The sequence below is a fragment of the Sorangiineae bacterium MSr11954 genome, assembly GCA_037157815.1.
In the GTDB taxonomy this organism is placed as follows: Bacteria; Myxococcota_A; Polyangia; order Polyangiales; family Polyangiaceae; genus Pendulispora; species Pendulispora albinea.
The window spans coordinates 2078184-2095136 of sequence record CP089984.1 but is presented as its reverse complement, the minus strand read 5'-3'; the positions used below and the strand labels follow the sequence as shown (position 1 = coordinate 2095136).

The 16953-nt window shown below is 68.3% G+C and carries 13 protein-coding genes; 5 read left to right on the top strand and 8 right to left on the bottom strand.

Annotated features, from left to right (window positions below):
- Positions 1-159 precede the first annotated feature (159 nt).
- The gene (locus tag LZC94_08590) at positions 160-1182 is read right to left on the bottom strand and encodes a M28 family peptidase (protein WXB17327.1); all 1023 of its coding nucleotides are present in this window, start codon (positions 1180-1182) and stop codon (positions 160-162) included.
- The gene (locus LZC94_08585) at positions 1179-3149 is read right to left on the bottom strand and encodes a hypothetical protein (GenBank protein WXB17326.1); all 1971 of its coding nucleotides are present in this window, start codon (positions 3147-3149) and stop codon (positions 1179-1181) included. Before LZC94_08585 ends, LZC94_08590 begins: the two co-directional genes overlap by 4 nt.
- A gap of 44 nt (positions 3150-3193) precedes the next feature.
- Between LZC94_08585 and LZC94_08580 the strand changes: the two genes are divergently transcribed.
- The 3 genes from LZC94_08580 (at position 3194) to LZC94_08570 (ending at position 8232) form a co-directional block, all read left to right on the top strand.
- Positions 3194-5401 (top strand): lipase maturation factor family protein, encoded by a 2208-nt coding sequence (locus tag LZC94_08580; protein WXB17325.1) that lies wholly within the window; start codon positions 3194-3196, stop codon positions 5399-5401.
- Positions 5402-5423: 22 nt separating this feature from the next.
- On the top strand, positions 5424-7361 hold the full coding sequence (locus LZC94_08575; protein ID WXB17324.1) for an ATP-binding cassette domain-containing protein: 1938 nt from the start codon (positions 5424-5426) through the stop codon (positions 7359-7361).
- Between the two features lie 190 nt (positions 7362-7551).
- Positions 7552-8232: an alkylmercury lyase family protein gene (locus tag LZC94_08570; GenBank protein ID WXB17323.1), complete on the top strand. Its 681-nt coding sequence runs from the start codon at positions 7552-7554 to the stop codon at positions 8230-8232.
- Between the two features lie 5 nt (positions 8233-8237).
- Here LZC94_08570 and LZC94_08565 read toward each other — a convergent pair whose 3' ends face one another.
- From LZC94_08565 to LZC94_08555, 3 genes are all read right to left on the bottom strand, one after another.
- Entirely contained in the window at positions 8238-8807 is a 570-nt protein-coding gene (locus LZC94_08565) for a hypothetical protein (GenBank protein ID WXB17322.1), read from the bottom strand.
- A gap of 35 nt (positions 8808-8842) precedes the next feature.
- Positions 8843-11191: a Flp pilus assembly complex ATPase component TadA gene (gene tadA / locus LZC94_08560; protein WXB17321.1), complete on the bottom strand. Its 2349-nt coding sequence runs from the start codon at positions 11189-11191 to the stop codon at positions 8843-8845.
- A gap of 188 nt (positions 11192-11379) precedes the next feature.
- Entirely contained in the window at positions 11380-11565 is a 186-nt protein-coding gene (locus LZC94_08555) for a hypothetical protein (GenBank protein ID WXB17320.1), read from the bottom strand.
- 260 nt (positions 11566-11825) lie between these two features.
- Between LZC94_08555 and LZC94_08550 the strand changes: the two genes are divergently transcribed.
- Positions 11826-13292, top strand: coding sequence for a hypothetical protein (locus tag LZC94_08550; GenBank protein WXB17319.1), 1467 nt, complete (start codon positions 11826-11828; stop codon positions 13290-13292).
- 15 nt (positions 13293-13307) lie between these two features.
- Here the strand turns inward: LZC94_08550 and LZC94_08545 are convergent, their stop codons facing one another.
- Both LZC94_08545 and LZC94_08540 read right to left on the bottom strand, forming a co-directional pair.
- The gene (locus tag LZC94_08545; GenBank protein ID WXB17318.1) at positions 13308-14237 is read right to left on the bottom strand and encodes an NmrA family NAD(P)-binding protein; all 930 of its coding nucleotides are present in this window, start codon (positions 14235-14237) and stop codon (positions 13308-13310) included.
- A 142-nt stretch (positions 14238-14379) separates the two neighbouring features.
- Positions 14380-15294: a matrixin family metalloprotease gene (locus LZC94_08540; GenBank protein WXB17317.1), complete on the bottom strand. Its 915-nt coding sequence runs from the start codon at positions 15292-15294 to the stop codon at positions 14380-14382.
- Positions 15295-15461: 167 nt separating this feature from the next.
- Here LZC94_08540 and LZC94_08535 point away from each other — a divergent pair, with 167 nt between their 5' ends.
- Positions 15462-16040 (top strand): YbhB/YbcL family Raf kinase inhibitor-like protein, encoded by a 579-nt coding sequence (locus LZC94_08535; protein ID WXB17316.1) that lies wholly within the window; start codon positions 15462-15464, stop codon positions 16038-16040.
- A gap of 73 nt (positions 16041-16113) precedes the next feature.
- On the opposite strand, the gene LZC94_08530 is transcribed toward LZC94_08535, so the two are convergent.
- Positions 16114-16950: a peptidylprolyl isomerase gene (locus tag LZC94_08530; protein ID WXB17315.1), complete on the bottom strand. Its 837-nt coding sequence runs from the start codon at positions 16948-16950 to the stop codon at positions 16114-16116.
- Positions 16951-16953: the final 3 nt, after the last annotated feature.

The window sequence follows — 16953 nt, the reverse complement described above, 5'->3', positions numbered from 1 at the left end:
CCCTTCACGTCCGACGGCAGCGCATCGAGATCGGCGAGGGTTGGGACCTTGCGCGCGGGCTCCATGTTGCGCCTAGCTTAGCTCAACAAGCTACGTCCCACCCTTCGAAACAATCCGGCAGGCAGCTCCCACGCTTCGCGGCCCGACCGCACCCGCGCCTTACTCCGAATGCGACACGAGCTCCCTCACGACGGCGGCCAGCCCCTCCGTCACGCGGGCGAGCCGGCCGTAGTCGAGCGTCTCGGATCGATCGTTTGGCGTGTGGTAGTTCGGGTTTCGAAACGGCGCGGTGTCGGTGACCATGATGCCGGGGAACTCCGATTGCCAGAACGCCCATTGGTCGCTCCAGCCAACGCCGGGCACGAAGGAAGGAAGCGCCGCGCCCTCGGAGGGGAACGATGCCGAAGCGCGAAAGGTGCCGATGGCCTCGCGAACCAGCGCGCGCGATGCGAGGTTGCCCACGAAGCCGACGAAATCGCCGGTGTCGGGGTAGAACCAGCGGACCACGGGAGGGTACTTCTGCGAGCCCGGATCGTCGCGGTAGTACCCGAGCGACTCGAGGCTGAGCATCGCCACGATGGGCTCCCCGCGCGCCTTGCACGCCTTGGCGTAGACCAAGCTGCCCATGGTCGGGGCCCAAAAGTGCGGGGGCTCCTCGTTCGCGAAGGCCACGAAGCGCACGGTGCGCGCGCCCGTCTCGTCGTGAAACATGCGCGCGAGCGCCAGCAAAACGGCGACGCCGCTGGCGTTGTCGTCGGCCCCGGGAGCGCCCGATGCGCTGTCGTAGTGGGCGCCCACGACCACGATTTGCGGAGAGCGGCCTGGCTCGCCCCTCTCGGCTTCTCCGTCGCGTGCGACCTCGATGTTCCGCACCAAGGTGCCGCCCGAGTCGAAGGAGAAGCGCTTGGGAACGTACCCCGCGGAGGCGAGCTGCGACTCGAGGTAGGCCGCGCTCTGGTCCAAGGTGCCGGGCCTACCGGTATTTCGCGCGCCGATGGTGCCGGCCAGAAAGGCGACGTCGCGCTCGAGATCGGCCGCCAGGCGCGCCTGCCCTTCGCTCGGGGGCGGCAACGCTCCGCGAAAGCTTCGACCCGGCATGACCGTGCACCATGCGATGGCGCCGAGGAGGGCGCACGCCAGGGTCGAATAGACGAAGAGCCGTATTTTGAGCTTACGGCTCATGGCGCTCGTTCCGATGTGCTCGCAGCATGAAGGACCCTCGGTGAGGCCAACGGCGTTGCCTCGAGCTTGCGCCAGGAGGGCGCGAGCTCGACGCGGTGGGCATCGTCGATCACGATTTTGGCGCGCGCGTCGCAGGCGTCGAACACGGAGACATAGACGGTGCCCGCCTGCACGTACGGCGAGACGGAGTCGGCGATCTCGGGGTTGTGCTTTCCCAAGTAGCCGAGCGAAAAACGAAGATCGGAGATAGCCTTGCCGCGAAAGCGCAAGCTGCGCTCGGGCTCGACCTCCACGGCGGTTCCTTCGAACGGCAGCACCAGGTGCTCGCCCGGCGCCGCGCACACGGGGAGGCGCTCCGGCCAAAGGCGCATCCATGCCACGATCGACGCGACGACTCCGACGAACACCGCGGGCACGTAGATCAGCGGATCGCGCGACCGCCGTGCGTCGTTGGGCGCGGCACCGCGCTGTGCGTCCGCCGAGGTGCGAGGCGACGCGCCGTCCGGCCATGTGCGGCGCGACCCGAGGATCACGGCCGGGAGCGCCGCGACGAAGGCGAGGGTCGCCGTTTGCACCTGCTGCCCCGACGTGATCCAGGGCGGCGTAAACGGCGCCGAGAGGAGCACGCCCGCCATGGCGTGACGAAGGAGCGAGAGCTCCGGATCGCGGCGCGCCCGCACGAACACGACATAGAGCGCGTAGAGCGCGCCGAGAACGAACGCGCCGCCGAGGAGCCCCATCGCGCCGGCGTTCAGCAAGCTGTAGATCCCAAAGGTGCGCCGCCAGAGGAGCAGCGGCCCGAGGAGGCCATCGCTCGCCATGGCCGCGCGCACGGCGGCGGCGTCTTCGAGGGCGAGGTCGTCGGGGTTGGTCCACACATAGCTGAACATGCCGTAGGGCGACGTGAAGAGCCCCGCACCCGACTTGACGAACCCCGCGAGCACCTGCAGGGGCTCCGCGCGCGCCTCGTCGAAGACGATCTTCCACGTGGCGGCCACCCGATCCGAAACGGGGAGCTCTGCGAGCGTGGGGTGCGTCTGAAACAGGTACGTGTAGTCTTCCCCGTGAACGAGCCCGTAAAAGATGGCCGGATAGTCGGAGAACGTTACGCCATTTCCAACGAAGTGCAGCACCGCGGAGTGCACGGCATACGGTGCCAGCGCGGCGGCCGACCCCATCGCGAGCACGCGAAGCCGCTCCTTGCCAGAGAATGGACGCGCCGCCCACCAGAGGAGCGCGGGGAGCACGAAAAAGGCGCCGGCCCGCGCCATCAGCGCCAAGGAAATGGCCGAGAGCCCGGCATAAACGAGCCACTCGCGCTCGCGCCCAGGCGTGCCGCGCGCATCGCGTGCATGGGCGCGCCAGAAGAGCACGAAGCCGATGACGCCGAGCGGAAGCCCGAGCTGCTCGGTTTGAATGAACCCCGTCCAGCGTCGCTCGAAGAAGAAGAGAATCGCATAGACGACGAAGGCGCTCTTCGCCCCATGGGTCCTCCACACCTCGAGCGATGCGCGCGCCACCGCCCACGCGCTGGCGAGGGCAAATAGAAGAAGGGCGACGCGAAGGCTGCTCCCCGAGAGCCGCAAAAACCCTGCGAGCACGGTGGCAAACAGAGGGCGCTTCGACGAGTGCTCCAAAAAGCGCTCGCCGAACACGAGCCGGAGCGCGTCATCGTAGTACCCATTGGAATCGCTCACCGGCAAAATGCCGCCCACGATCGCGTTTCGTCCCTCGTAGCCCAACGTCCAGAGGTGCACGAGAAACGAGACGAGCAAAATCTGCGTGATGGCATGAAGGGCCAGCGCACGGCGGGGGTTTCCGTCGAGCAGCCGAAACACGGCCGCCAGCATGAGCATCGCGACCATGCAGTCGTAGCGCGGAACCCATTTGAGCACGGCCAGGATGACGCCGTAGACCAGCGCCAGCGCGATGCTGGTGAAGGCGGCGGCACGCGGCGAGAGCGTCATGAAGCGAGGCAATACACGATCCGCACCTTGCGAGCCTGGTGGAAATGAAGGACAGTCGACAGGTGCACCCGGAGCTGCACGAGGAGCGCGCGCGACCGCTCGTCGTCTACGACGGCGATTGCGGCTTCTGCAAACGATGGATCGCGCGCTTCCGCCTCCGAACGGGCACGGCCGTGGACTATCTGCCGTACCAAGAGGTGGCTCGGTCGAGCACCGGTCGCGACGAGCCGTCGAAGGAGCCATACGACAGCCATCAGACCGAGGCGCCACCGCGCACGTCCGAACACCTCTCCGACACCGCCGAAGACGCATCTCGCCCTGCCGGCACCGATCCGCGCCCCCACATCGACGAAGACGCATCTCGCTCCGCCGGGCCCGACCCGCTCGCCCATATCGACGAAGACGCGTCTCGCTCCGCCGGCACCGACCCGCTCACCCACATCGCCGAAGACGCGTCTCGCTCCGCCGGCACCGACCCGCTCACCCACATCGACGAAGACGCATCTCGCTCCGCCGGCACCGACCCGCTCCCCCACATCGACGAAGATGCGTTTCGCTCCGCCGTGCACTTGGTGGACGTGGATGGAACGGTTTACCGCGGTGCACACGCCATTTTTCGCGCCCTGGCGCACGCCCCAGGCTCCCGCTGGATGGCCATGCTTTATGCCGGATCACCGGGCTTTGCACGCGCCAGCGAAGCCGTTTACGCGTGGGTCGCCGCGCATCGCGCTGCCGCCTCGTGGCTCACGACGTTGTTCATCGGGCGCGATGTGCGCCCCGCCACCCTCGTCCTCACGCGGTGGATCTTCCTTCGCCTCCTCGGTGTCTGCGCCTTCGCGGCCTTTGCCTCGCTGGCCGTGCAAATTCCAGGTCTCATCGGCGCGCAAGGCATCGTGCCCGCGACCGAGCTCCCATGGCCCCACCTTGGCAACGGGATGCGCGACGGCACGCTCGTCGGCATTGCCTGGACGGGGGCGGCGGCGTCGGCGTTGGTCGCCCTCGATGTGGCCACGGGCTGGGCGTTGCTGGTCGCGTGGCTCCTCTACCTTTTGCTCGCCCACGTCTCGGGGCCCTTCCTCTCGTACCAATGGGACGCGCTCCTCCTCGAGACCTGCGCGGCCGCGCTCCTTCTGGCACCGTGGCGGCGCATTCGCCCCTCGCTCGATGCCGCACGCCCCCCAGGACGTATGGCGCTCTGGCTTTTGCGCTTCCTCGTCTTCAAGCTGATGTTCCTCTCCGGCGCGGTCAAGCGCCTCAGCCACGATCCCAGCTGGCGCGATCTCACGGCCCTGCAGTTCCATTATTGGACGCAGCCGCTCCCCACGTGGACCAGCTGGTACGTGGACAAGCTGCCGCCCTGGGTCCACACGCTCTCGGCGCGCGGGGTGTTCCTCATCGAGCTTTATCTCCCGCTGCTCATCTTCATTCCGCGGCGCGGTCGATGGCTTGCGTTCATCGGATTCGTGCTCCTGCAAGCGCTCATCGCCGCCACCGGCAACTACGGCTTCTTCAACCTGCTCGCCACGGCGCTCGCGGTGCTGCTCCTCGACGACGCACAGCTGCTCGCCGTGCTCTCCCGTTTCGCCCCCCGCCTCGCGCAGAAGCTCGCGCCGGTGCGGGAATCCAGCCTGTTGCCCGCCGCGGTACGCGCCCCCGCGCGAAGGCGCCTGTCATTCGCGGCCATCGCGGCCACGGCGCTCCTCGTTTTCAGCGCGGAGCGCACCTGGTACGCGGTGCGCGGGTGGGGCGAGGAGCCGGCGCTGTTTCGCGCGGTGGCGCGGGCGGTCGCGCCGCTTTCGCTGGTGCACACGTATGGGCTCTTCGCGGTGATGACCACGAGCCGGAACGAGATCGTCGTCGAGGGAAGCCACGATGGTGTGGCGTGGCGCACGTACGCCTTCAAGTACAAGCCGGGCGATCCAAATCGGGCACCGCGCTTTGCGCCGCTGCACATGCCGCGGCTCGATTGGCAGATGTGGTTCTTCGCGCTGTCGGAGGATTGCAGCAACGAGATCGCCTACATCGCCTTTGCCGTGCGGCTGCTCCAGGGCTCCCCCGCCGTCCTCGATCTTTTGGAGCGCGATCCCTTCGAGGGCAACCCGCCGCGGTTCGTGCGCAGCCGCCTCGAATCGTACCGGTTTACGACCACGGCCGAGCGCGCTGCCACCGGCGCGTATTGGGTGCGCGAGCCCGTGGGCGACTATTGTTCCGTGCTCGAGCGGGACAGCTTGATGCAGGAAGGCCTGCCATGATTTAGGCTGCCGGCCGCCACACATGATCATCACGTCACGACTGGGCAAATCGTACGGGGGGCGCACCCTCTTCGAAGAGGTCACGCTCAAGCTCAACGCCGGATCGCGTTATGGGCTGGTCGGCGCCAACGGCTCGGGGAAGACCACCTTCCTCAAGGTCCTCGCGGGCGACGAGCCGGCCACCGACGGCAGCGCCACCATGCCGGCGCGCTCGCGCGTGGGCGTGCTCCGGCAGGATCACTTCCTGGACGACGCGCAGATCATCCTGGATCTGGCCATGATGGGCGACGCGTCCGTCTGGACGATGCTCCAGGAGCGCGCGCGCATCATCGATCACGGCGAGGGCGATCCCGCGCGCCTGGCCGACTTGGAGGAGGCGCTCGCCCACGCGGATGGCTACACCTTGGAGGCGCGGGCCACCGCCATCCTGGAGGGCCTCGGCATTCCCATGGCGGCGCATCGAAGGCCGCTCTCCACCTTGTCCGGCGGCTTCAAGCTGCGCGTGCTGCTCGCGCAAGTGCTGGTCGGCGGGCCCGACGTGCTTCTCCTCGACGAGCCGACGAACCACCTCGACATCCTCTCGATCCGCTGGCTCGAGAAGTTCCTCGCGGCCTACCGCGGGGTGGCGCTGGTCATTTCGCACGACCAACGTTTCCTCGACAACGTGGCCACCCACATCCTCGACGTCGACTACGAGACCATCACGCCCTACGTCGGCAACTACGCGGCGTTCGTGGCGGAGAAGGAGCAGACGCGCGAGCGAAAAGAAGCGGAGATCGCCCAGGCGGAGAAGGAGATCGCCCACAAGCGCGCCTTCGTCGAGCGATTCCGCTACAAGGCCACCAAGGCGCGGCAAGCGCAGAGTCGCTTGAAGCAAATCGAAAAGATCGAGGTCGAAGAGCTCAAGGCGAGCTCGCGCCGCACGCCCTTTTTTCGCTTCGAGCCCGAGCGCCCCAGCGGCCGCGATGTGCTCTCGGTGAGCCAGATCTCGAAGGCGTACGGGACGAAGCAGGTGCTGCGCGATGTCTCGCTCACGGTGCGGCGCGGCGAGAAGGTGGGCATCATCGGCGCGAACGGGCTCGGGAAGTCCACCTTGCTCAAGATCGTGATGGCGCGGCTGGACGCCGACGGCGGGAGCGTGAAGCTCGGGCACGAGGCGAAGGTCGGTTACTTTCCGCAGGATCATCACGAGATGCTCCCCGATCCCCAGGTGAGCGCGCTCGATTACCTGTGGAACACGTGCCCGTCGGAGGCCACCAGCTATGTTCGCGGGCAGCTCGGGCGGATGCTCTTCTCGGGCGAGGACGTCGACAAGCGCATCGGGATGCTCTCGGGGGGCGAGGCGGCCCGCTTGGTGTTCGCGCGGGTCATCACCGAAAAGCCCAATGTGCTGGTGCTCGACGAGCCGACGAACCACCTCGATCTCGAGGCCATCGCCGCGCTGGTGGAGGGGCTCGCCGCGTTCGATGGGACGGTGCTGTTCGTGTCGCACGATCGCCACTTCGTCTCGCGGGTGGCCACGCGCATCGTGGAGGTCACCGCCGAGGGGCTCCGCGACTTTCCAGGCACCTACGACGAATACCTGGCCGCCCTGGGCGACGATCACTTGGACGCCGACGCCGTCGTTCGCAAGACCAAGGCCGCCGCCGCCGAGGAGCCCCGCGATGGCGGCGCGAGCACCAACGCGCTCGCATGGGAAGAGCAGCGCCGGCGAAGGAGCCAGCGCAACGCGCTCACCAACCGGCGCGACCGTCTGCTCGCGGCCATCGCGGCGGCCGAGGAGCGCAAGAAGGTCATCCTCGCGCTGTACGCGGAGCCGGGATTTTTCGAGCGCACCGCGAAGGACGAGGTGGATCGCTTGGAGCGCGAGAACGTGGAGCTCGATGGGAAGCTCGAAACCTTGCTCGTGGAGTGGGAGCAGGCGGAGAGCGAGCTCTCGGCGCTCGGGGCCGATCCGTGATCATGGACGGAGCGCGCCACGAGCTCCCGGCGCGGATGGTTGACGGTGCACGCCGCGCGCTCTCGGCGCTCACGCCGACCGGGATCGTTGACGTGGTGCGGCGCGCACGCGTCGCTCCGCGACGACGTCGCCAATTGGAGCGAGAGCGCACCACCTTGAAGCGGCCGCGAGCTGCACCTAAGCTCTCCCCGTGGAAGACCGCGTTCATCATCACGTGATCGATTCGTTCGTCCGGCGCGGGTACCCGTCGACCGCGTGGGAGATTGCAGCGGACCTTGGCGCGACCTCGGAGCAAGTGGCGGCGACCCTTCGCCGGCTGCACGATGGCCATGGCCTCGTGCTGCATCCGGGCTCGCTCGACGTGTGGATCGCGCATCCTTTCTCGGCCTCGCCCACGGCGGTGTGGGTCGCGGAGGGCGAGCGCGGCTGGTGGGCCCCGTGCATGTGGTGCGCGCTGGGCGTCGCCGTGCTCGCGGCCCCCAACGCGACCATTCATGCGCGGATCGGCGGCGAGCACGAGCCCGTGCAGATCCAGCTCCACGACGGCGCCGTGGCGGAGGATTCATCGTCGCTCGGCGTGCACTTCGCGGTGCCGCTGCGCGACGCCTGGGCGAATGTCGTTCACTTTTGCTCGACGGTGCTCCCCTTCCGCTCCGCCGCAGACGTGGAACGCTGGTGCGAGCGCCACCGAATCGCCCAAGGCGCGGTGGTGCCCGTCGCGCAAGCGCTCGATCTGGCGCGCGCGTGGTACGGCCATCACCTCGATCGCGACTGGCGCAAGTGGACCCTCCAAGAGGCGCAGGCCATCTTCGAGCGCGTCGGCCTCACCGGCCCGTTCTTTCGTCTGCCGGTGTCCGACGGCGTGTACTGAGCGACTTAGTTGTCCGTCTCGTCGTTGCAGAGCGCCTGCGGGATACCGCCGCACGTGGAGATGTCGACGCCGCGGCACCTCTGCGTGATGCAGCTGCCCCCATCGCCGCACTCGACGTCCGACTTGCAAATCTGACGGCTGGCGGCCGACCCGCAGGTGGCTTGGCACTCCACGCTGAAGTCGCCGCTCAGGGTCACCGCGCCGCAGCAGATCGGGTTCGCCGGATCGGTGCAGTCGGCGCGCTCGTCGCAAGCCACCTCGATGCCATCGCACTCGGGGCCGGTCTCACCGATGCACGAGTCGCCCCCATCGAGCCGGCGACAGCAGATCTGCTGATCGGTGTCGCAGGTTTGGCTGCCGCACGCCACCCTTTGCGGATCGGAGGCGCGCGCGTCGCGGGGGCCGCCTGCGTCGTTCGGGCTGCCGCCGGTGTCCGGGCGGGTGGTCGTGTCGGTCCCGCCATCGTTGCCCGGCGAGGTGGGCGACGAATCGTCTCCGCCGCAGGCCACGAAGACAGCGCCCGTCGCGAAGACGATGCCGCCGAGAAGAACCACCGCCACGCGCGTCGCCTGCATGAACGCTCCCCCCTTACCTTATTCGAATTGGATGGCTAACCGCGTGACGCGGCGCGCTTGAAGAGATTGGGATCGACCTTGACGCCGCGATGGGCAAACTCGCCCACCACCCGCGGAACCACGCCGGTGGCGGCAAAGGAGCCGTCTCCGCCCTCGGCAGGCGCGAAGAGATCGCGCACGGTGATGCCCTTGGCGTCGGCGCCCGAGAGCTCCGACAGGCGCACCAGGCGGTAGCGACCATCGGCCATGGGCGCGACCTCGATGGCGATGTCGAAGGTCTCGCTCACCAGCTCGCGCGCGGCCTCGAGGCTCGTCCCGGGGCGCGAGAGGATCACTTGCGCAGCCAGCCGCGAGAGCCCTTGGCGAAGCGAGGGCGCGACGGTCGCGGCGAGCACGCCTTCGGCACCTTCGGCGATGGCCTCCACCGTGCTGGTGGCGACGCCGCCGGCCAAGTTGGTCACCACGATGCGATCGGGACGCATCCGCGCGGCCGCGCGCACGGCTTCTTCACCGCGCCCGTGGACGTCGGGGAGCGCGATGGATACGACGTGCGCGGTGGGGACGAACACCTCGTCGACCTCCTGCAGCACGCAAATGCGCTCCCCCGCGGGGCTCGCGGAGGTGAGCGCCGCCAAGAACGAGGCGGCGGCCAGGCTGTTCGCTCCGCAGACCAGCACATTGGCGTGGGCCTGCAAGCAATTCTCGAGGAAGGTCGCCATGGCGCGCGACAGGCCGCCGAGGCGCACGAAGTCGTCGAGGGTCAGCTCGAGCCGGCGGCGCTTTCGCACCACCAGCGCGTGCCCCGAAGATGCCGGGGGCACCAGGGCCAACATGCTCGCGCTGCGCGACAGCCTTCGCTCGATGATGCTCTCGCCATGGCGCGGCGGCTCGTCCGACTTTTGAACGAGGCGCCAGATGATGCGGCGGAGCGCTTCATCGCTGGTGAGCGGTGCATCGGAGGCCACGAAGGCCCCCGCGCGCACGGCCAGCACGTGATCGTAGCGCAGGCAGTGGATCTCGCTCACCTCGTCGTCGTCGATGAGGGCGCCGATGGGACCGAAGCCCGTGAGCTCCGCCATGGCGTCGGCCACCAACGTCTCGGCGTTGAGCCCATCGGGGATCTCGCCGTCGCCTTGCATGGCCGCCGCTTGTTCGCGCGCCGTGCGATCGAGCGCCTGGCCGACTTGATCGTCGACGAAGATGGATGCATCGAGCGGGCTCAGATCCGTGGCGTCGGCGATGCGATCGATGAGGGTGACCAGCGCGAGGCGCTTGGCCGCTTGCGCCGGCGTCTCCCGCGGCGGAAGGCGCGAGGGCGCTCCGCTCCCCGGCCCCGAAGGACGCGGCAGCGGAACCTGTTGCCCCGGCGGCGCGATGGCCGGCCCGCCGCCGACGGGTGTGCGCGCGAGCGAAGGCCCCGACGTGGACGGAATGGGCGCGGTGCCCGGCGCCGAGCCGCGAGCTTGGGCCGGCACGGGCGAGGCGCCGGAGGCGAGCGTGTTGGGCAGACGCGCCGGCGCGGGGAATCGTGCCATCCCGGAGGTGCTGGTGCTGACGCCGCCGGATTGCGCCGCGACCGCGCCGCCTCCACCCGAGCCCGGGGCCGCGGGTGCAGGGGGCGCGAGACCTGGGAGATTGCCGCCCGGTGCAGGGCCCGAACCAAGGCCGAACGGGCTCGCAGGCGGAACCGCGCCCGCGTGGGGCGTGGGCCCGGCGAGGGCGGACAGCCCTGGGCCTTGCGGCGGCAAGCCCGGAGGCGGAGGAGGAGGTCCACCGAGCTCGTTCTCGCGCGGCATCGCATCGAACGGCGAGGGCGCCAAGCCGGGCAGACCGGGAGGCGGCGGCGCGCCGAGGTGCGGCGGCGGAAGACCGGGCGGCGCCGCGGCAGGAGACGGCGGCAGACCGGGCGGCGGCGGCGCGCCGATATCGTTGGGCGACCCTGCGTCGAGGCCGGGCGGCGGTGCGCCAAACGGCGGCAGGCTCGTCTCGGCCGGCAGGGGCGGCATGCCTTGCGGACGGCCACCCCCCAGGTTGTTCACGGCGCCCGGCGGCGGCCCCGCGCCATCGTTGGCGGCGGCGACCAGCGCAGCTTCTTCGGACGTGATCAGCCGAAGAACGAAGTCGCCGATGTAAATCTTGTCCCCTTCGCGGACGATGGTCGCCTGCGCGATTTTGCGGCCGTTGACGTACGTTCCGTTGGTGCTCTTCAGATCCGTAACGATGAACCGCCCATCGCGGTAAAGCAGCCGCGCATGATGCTTGGAGACGTTCCCTTTCGGGAGCATGAGGTCGTTGCCCTGCACGCGCCCCACGTTGATCTCATTCTTGTCGAAGGACTCCTTCCGTTCGGAGCCTCCCTTTTCGCTGATCACGATCGAGAACATTGTCCCTCGAAAGAAGACACCGAGTGCGGGCTCCGTAAGCTCGTGAGGTTTGGGCCTGCTTCGTATGCTTCAAGGCCGCATTGTCGGGTCGTGTCGCCAGCGTGTCAATTCTCCAGCCGAAATCGACAGCGACAACCCGGGCGGGCGCGGGGCCCGGCCCTCGCGGGCGGCCTCTCTTTAACCGTGTCTCAGGGCTTCTGAGGAGGAGCTTTTTTTACGTCGCTCGCGACCATACCGACCAGCTCACCGGCGAGCGCAATCACATCGCGCTCGACGTACCCGCTGGAACGGAGCTCGCGGTAGATTGTCTTGGCCAGAATCGCGATGGCTCGCGAGTCGCGCGCGCCGTGGGTTTCGTCGAAGGGGAGTGCCATTCCTGTCCTGGGCTATGGGCTAACCGCTGCCGATTCCTTCTACAAGGAACGTGCCATTGACTCGGTGCGCAGAAACCCGCGCGCAAAGCGCGCAGATTGTCGTGCATCCTCGCCAAGGATTGCGAAGGTAGCTGCACGGCCCAGCTCCACCACATGCGAACCCCAATACGCATGCCCGCGGGGTCCATGCACGTCCAAGCTTGCGCTGGCGCCCTCCAAAGGATCGCGCGCGCAACGGGTGGTGTAGTAGGTCCAGCTCCATGACGGAGCCGACGCAAACCGACACGGAGGGCCCGCGGGCAGAGACGGAGAGCACACGCGAGGCGCCGTCCGAACCGTCCGAGCGCGGCCCTCGATGGGCGCGATGGCTCGCCGCGGGGACCCGTTCGCGGCGCTGGATCCTCGCGGCCGGCATTTACGCGCTTTGCGTCGTGACCTTCGCCGCGGTGGCCGGAAAGCAGCGCATCGCCGAGCACACGCCGTTCAACCACTACGCGCACGTGGCCAATGCATGGCTTCATGGGCGGCAGGACCTGCCCGGCGGCGCACCCTCCTACGCGCAAGGGAACGATTTTGCCGAGTTCGAGGGGAAGACCTATGTCTCGTTCCCCCCCTTTCCGGCCGTGCTCATGCTGCCGTTGGTGGCCATCGCCGGCTCGCCCGAGGCGTTTCAGGACGGGCAGTTCGTCATCTGGCTCGCGGGCCTCGGCCCTGCCCTGCTCTTCCTGGTGCTCGAGAAGCTGCGCGATCGCCGGCGCACGACGTGGGACGAGTCGTTCAACGCGGGCCTCGCGCTGATCTTTGCGTTCGGCACCGTCTACTTCTTCAGCGCCGTGCAGGGCACGGTCTGGTTCGCGGCGCATGTGGTGGGCGTGGGCTTGGCGGCCGCGTACATGCTGGTGGCCATCGACGCCGAGCGCCCCTTCCTCGCGGGCCTGCTCTGCGCGTGCGGCTGGGCCACGCGCCCCACCCTGCTCCTCACGAGCATCTTCTTCGGCCTGGAGGCGCTGCGCGTTGCCTGCACGGACAAGGGCGGGCTGCCGGCCGAGGGGACGTTCCTCGAGCGCGCCCGCGAGACCCTGCGGCGCCTCGACGTCCCCGCCTTCGCGCGGCGGGTCATCGTCTTTGCGAGCCCCATCCTGGTCGCCTTCGCCATCCTGGCGTGGATGAACGCGACCCGCTTTCACACCTGGAGCCCCTTCGCGGGGCACGAGTACCTGGGCATCCGATGGCGTCCGCGCATCGATAAGTGGGGGCTCTTCGGCTACCACTACCTGGCCAAGAACCTGGGCATCATGCTCACGAGCCTCCCTTGGCTGCCGCCCGCCGGCGCGCGCGCCCACGGAGCACCGCCCTTTCAGATCAACCTGCACGGGCTGGCGCTCTGGTTCACCACCCCGCTTTATTTCTGGCTCTTCCGGCCCAAGAAAATGACGTGGCTCTACGGATCGCTCGCCATCACGGCGGCCGCCTGCGCGCTCATGAACGCCATGTACCAGAACAGCGGCTGGCTGCAGTTCGGGTACCGCTTCTCCAACGACTACGCGATCCTGCTGTTCGTGCTGCTCGCGCTCACCGAGCGCCCGGCGGGGTTCTGGTTCCGCGCGGCGGCCATCTGGGGCATCGGGTGGAACCTGTTCGGGGCCATCACCTTCGACCGCGGGGGCCCCGCGGCGCAGTATTACTTTGCCGAGGGGACGCAGTCGGTGGTGTATCAGCCGGATTGATGCTCGGACGGCGCCTCAAGGCTTCGCAAAGCGTGCGAGAAAGGCGTCGCGGTGCTTCGCCGCGTGGTCGCGCCAGAGGGTGGGCTTTCGGCCGGTGAGGGTCTCGAAGTCGTCGAAGACGTCGGCCGCATCGGTGAGGGTGCCCTCGGCGGTGCGGGTGAAGACGTTGTGGACGCACCGGGCGTAGAGGGGCTCGAGGCCGCCTTGGATGGCGCCGTCGCGCCACACGTCGGGCGACGTTGGCTCGTAGCGAAAGGGTTTGCCGATCACGTCGGTCAGCACGGCGGCGACGCCCGCCACGGAGAGCGCCTCGACGGCCAGCGGGTACGTCTTGCCCCGGTGCTTCTCGGGCTCGCGCAGCACGGAGGCCGCGGCCAGGGCCACGTCGTCGGTGTCGACCCAGCTCACGGCGGCGTCGCCGATGAACTGCCGGATGATGCCGTCGTCCCCGAGCGAGAACTTGAGGATGTTCTGCATGAACACATTCGGCCGCAGGTGCGTAAAATCGAAGCCCAGGCCCGCGATGTAGCGCTCGACGAACTGATGCCAGCCGAGGTGCACGATGGTGGTGTCGTCCTTGGCCCACGCGCCCAGGTGGACGATGTGCTTGACGCCCAGCACCTTGGCCGCATCGATCACCGCCTTGCTCTGCACGAGCATGTCGACGCTGTAGCCGGTCAGCAGAAAGAGCCGATCGACCCCGGCAAGGGCCGCGCGCAGAGGCTCATGGTGCGCGATGGGCACGCGCTCGACGCCGTCGAGATCGAGCAAGGCCGTCTCCACGCCGAGCTTCTTCAACGACTCGCCGGCCTCGGGCCTTCGAAACGTGGCGCGCACCTTCACCCGGTCGGGGCCTCCGTCCGCGTGCAGCTCTCGAATCAGCGCGCTGCCGATGCCGCCCGTTGCGCCGAGCACCAGCGCGGTGGGCCTGTCCGTGACACTCATGGGGCGTCTCCTCTCGTTCTCTCGTCTCTCGTTCGTTCGGAACCCCTCGGCGCTTTCGCCGTCGGGGTTCACTCTTTTTGGAGACGAGGCCGAGGAGTTCCCTTGATTCTTCGTCCGGAAAGCATACCCATTCGTCCGGCGCTCAACCCGCGCCCGCGCGCAGCTGCCGGCGCAGGAACACGGCGCCCAGCACGGCCACCGCCGCCAGGACCCCCGCGCCCGAGGTGCGCTCGTCGTTCGAGCGCCCCTCGCCCGTTCGGCCGCGCGGGCTCGGATCGAGCGGCGAGACGGAGCAACCCGATTTCTTCTCGGTGCCGCAGTCCAAGGTGTACCCACCGCGCGGCGTGGGATCGCACGCCGCGGCCTGCATGGGCGGATCGCTGTCGCCGCGCTGGCCGCTCGGCAGGTACGCGGAGCAGATGCCCGACACGTCGTCGGGCGTGAGGTTGCGCATATGGGTGGAGCCCGGTTTGTATTGTGCATACATCGTGGCGCGGTCATCGAGCGTGTGCGCGAGCCCCAGGAAGTGGCCGGCCTCGTGGGTCACGATGCTGGCGAGATCGTAGCCGGTGGGGGGCACGGGATCGTGGACGGTCAGGATCTGTTGCGCGGTGTTCAGCTCCATGTCCGCGTCGTAGATTTCACCGGTGCTCGGGTTGTAGTTCACGCTGGTGAGGCCGAGCGTGTTGTTCGAGTCCATGTGCGTCCACTCGCCGTCGCGGAACACGATGACGTTTTGGTTCGGCCCGTCGTTGTACTGCACCGTCCCGCAGTTGACGGGGCCGAGGTAGCGCACGTCGATGCTCACGCGCGAAGGCCCGGTGCCGTTGGTCGGACAGGCGGTGCCGGTCCATCGGTTGAAGGCGGTGATGATCGCTTGCTCGGCGTCGTTGAGCGAGACCTGCCGGCTGGCGTCTTTTTGGAGGCTGAAACCGACGCACGCGTTCTTCCAGTAGAGCGGCTTGCCGTACGGGCAGCACGCGCCCTGCTCTTGCGCGTTCCAGTTCTTGCACCGGTTGGGGGCGCCCGCCGGATCCTCGGGCTCGCGCCCCGTCATGGTGCGACAGAAGGCGTGCGCTCGAGGTGCCGTGCTCAGCATCCCGAAGGCGATAAGAAAGAAAACGAAGCGCATTGGCCGCGGATCGTATGACGTACTTTTTGCTCGCTGCTCTTATTTTTTTTCAAGATGGTCGTGCGCCAAGGGATCGAGCCACACTCCCCGACATGATGGACTCGAGACGATTTTTTCCAACCTCGCTCGCCCTCGTCCTCGCCTTCACCTTGAGCGCGGCCAGCTGCAAATCCGTCGGAAGCTCCGCCACCCCGACCCCGCCGCCCGGGATCACGGTCGCCAGCATCACCGTCACCAGCCGCGCCTTCACCGAAGGCTCGCCCATCCCCGTGGACCATGGCTGCGACGGCAAAGACGCCTTCCCTGGCGTGATCTGGAGCGCGCCGCCGCCCAGCACGCGCTCGCTGGTCCTCATCGTCGACGATCCCGACGCGGCCGGCGGCACCTTCACGCACTACGTGGCGTTCAACCTGCCACCCGAGCTCCGCGCCCTCGCAGAAGGCGTCGATCCCGCCAAGAACGGCGTGCGCCTCGGCCGAAATGATTTCGACGCCATCCGCTACAATGGCCCCTGCCCGCCCAAGGGCGAAGAGCACCACTACCGCTTCACCGTGTACGCGCTCGACACGCAGCTCTCCGCGCGCGAAGGATCTTCACGCGCGGACATCGACCGCGCGATGAACGGGCACCTGCTCGGACAGGGCACGCTCACGGGCCGTTTCTCCCACTGACCGCGGCCGCTGCGCGCGAACCGCTCCGTGCTTGGCGCGCCTCGTACGTGGCGCGCCCCTCGTACCTAACGCGTCAGTGCTTCGCGCCGGCGTCGCCTTTGTCGGCCTTGTCGCCCTTCGCACCCGCCCCCGGCTTTTCGCGGGCGACCTTGACGCTGGTGATGCGAACGGGAGTCTCCGGCGTCTCGCCGCGCACCTTGACGCTGGCGATCTTGTGAACGGTGTCGACCGGGGAGCACTCGCCGAAGATCGTGTAGCTCACGTCCAGGTGGGAGGCGGCTTCGTCGGTGATGAAGAACTGGGCGCCGTTGGTGTTGGGGCCGCGGTTGGCCATGCAGAGGAGACCGGCGCGATCGTGCTTGCCGCCCGCCCATTTCTCGTCGGGGATGACATAGCCCGGCTCGCCGGTGCCGTTGCCCTTGGGATCGCCGCCCTGGATCATGAAGCCCTTGATGACGCGATGGAACGTGGTGCCGTCGTAGGCGGGCTTGCTGACCCACTGCCCGCTCGAGTCCTTCCACGGGCGCGTTCCTTGGGCGAGCCCGACGAAGTTGGCGACGGTGACCGGCGCTTTGTCCTCGAGCAGCTTGCAGCGAAGCGCGCCCTCGCTGGTGTCGATGGTGGCGATGAGCGCGCCCGTTCCGGTGATGTCCTTGGTGGCGTCGGCCAGGGTGAACTTGCCCTCGAGCGGATCGCCCTTGGGGGCGGCGGGCGGCGTGGACGCGTGGAGCTCGGCGCTGCTGGCGGCCGGCGGCGGGGCGGCGGGCTCCCTCTTCTCGGGCTCGGGCGGCGTCTTTTCACACGCCGTCACGGTAACGGCGAGCAGCGCGAGCAAAGCTGGCAAAACCGGCAAAACCGGCAAAACCAGATTGTGCAGCGCGACGGAAATGCGGCGGGACGGGTGGTTCATCGG

Bases quoted from the DNA above. Each gene is read 5' to 3' on its own strand.
- LZC94_08590 (WXB17327.1), bottom strand. From the start codon at position 1,182: ATGAGCCGTAAGCTCAAAATACGGCTCTTCGTCTATTCGACCCTGGCG.
- LZC94_08585 (WXB17326.1), bottom strand. From the start codon at position 3,149: ATGACGCTCTCGCCGCGTGCCGCCGCCTTCACCAGCATCGCGCTGGCG.
- LZC94_08580 (WXB17325.1), top strand. From the start codon at position 3,194: ATGAAGGACAGTCGACAGGTGCACCCGGAGCTGCACGAGGAGCGCGCG.
- LZC94_08575 (WXB17324.1), top strand. From the start codon at position 5,424: ATGATCATCACGTCACGACTGGGCAAATCGTACGGGGGGCGCACCCTC.
- LZC94_08565 (WXB17322.1), bottom strand. From the start codon at position 8,807: ATGCAGGCGACGCGCGTGGCGGTGGTTCTTCTCGGCGGCATCGTCTTC.
- tadA (WXB17321.1), bottom strand. From the start codon at position 11,191: ATGTTCTCGATCGTGATCAGCGAAAAGGGAGGCTCCGAACGGAAGGAG.
- LZC94_08555 (WXB17320.1), bottom strand. From the start codon at position 11,565: ATGGCACTCCCCTTCGACGAAACCCACGGCGCGCGCGACTCGCGAGCC.
- LZC94_08550 (WXB17319.1), top strand. From the start codon at position 11,826: ATGACGGAGCCGACGCAAACCGACACGGAGGGCCCGCGGGCAGAGACG.
- LZC94_08545 (WXB17318.1), bottom strand. From the start codon at position 14,237: ATGAGTGTCACGGACAGGCCCACCGCGCTGGTGCTCGGCGCAACGGGC.
- LZC94_08540 (WXB17317.1), bottom strand. From the start codon at position 15,294: ATGACGGGGCGCGAGCCCGAGGATCCGGCGGGCGCCCCCAACCGGTGC.
- LZC94_08535 (WXB17316.1), top strand. From the start codon at position 15,462: ATGATGGACTCGAGACGATTTTTTCCAACCTCGCTCGCCCTCGTCCTC.
- LZC94_08530 (WXB17315.1), bottom strand. From the start codon at position 16,950: ATGAACCACCCGTCCCGCCGCATTTCCGTCGCGCTGCACAATCTGGTT.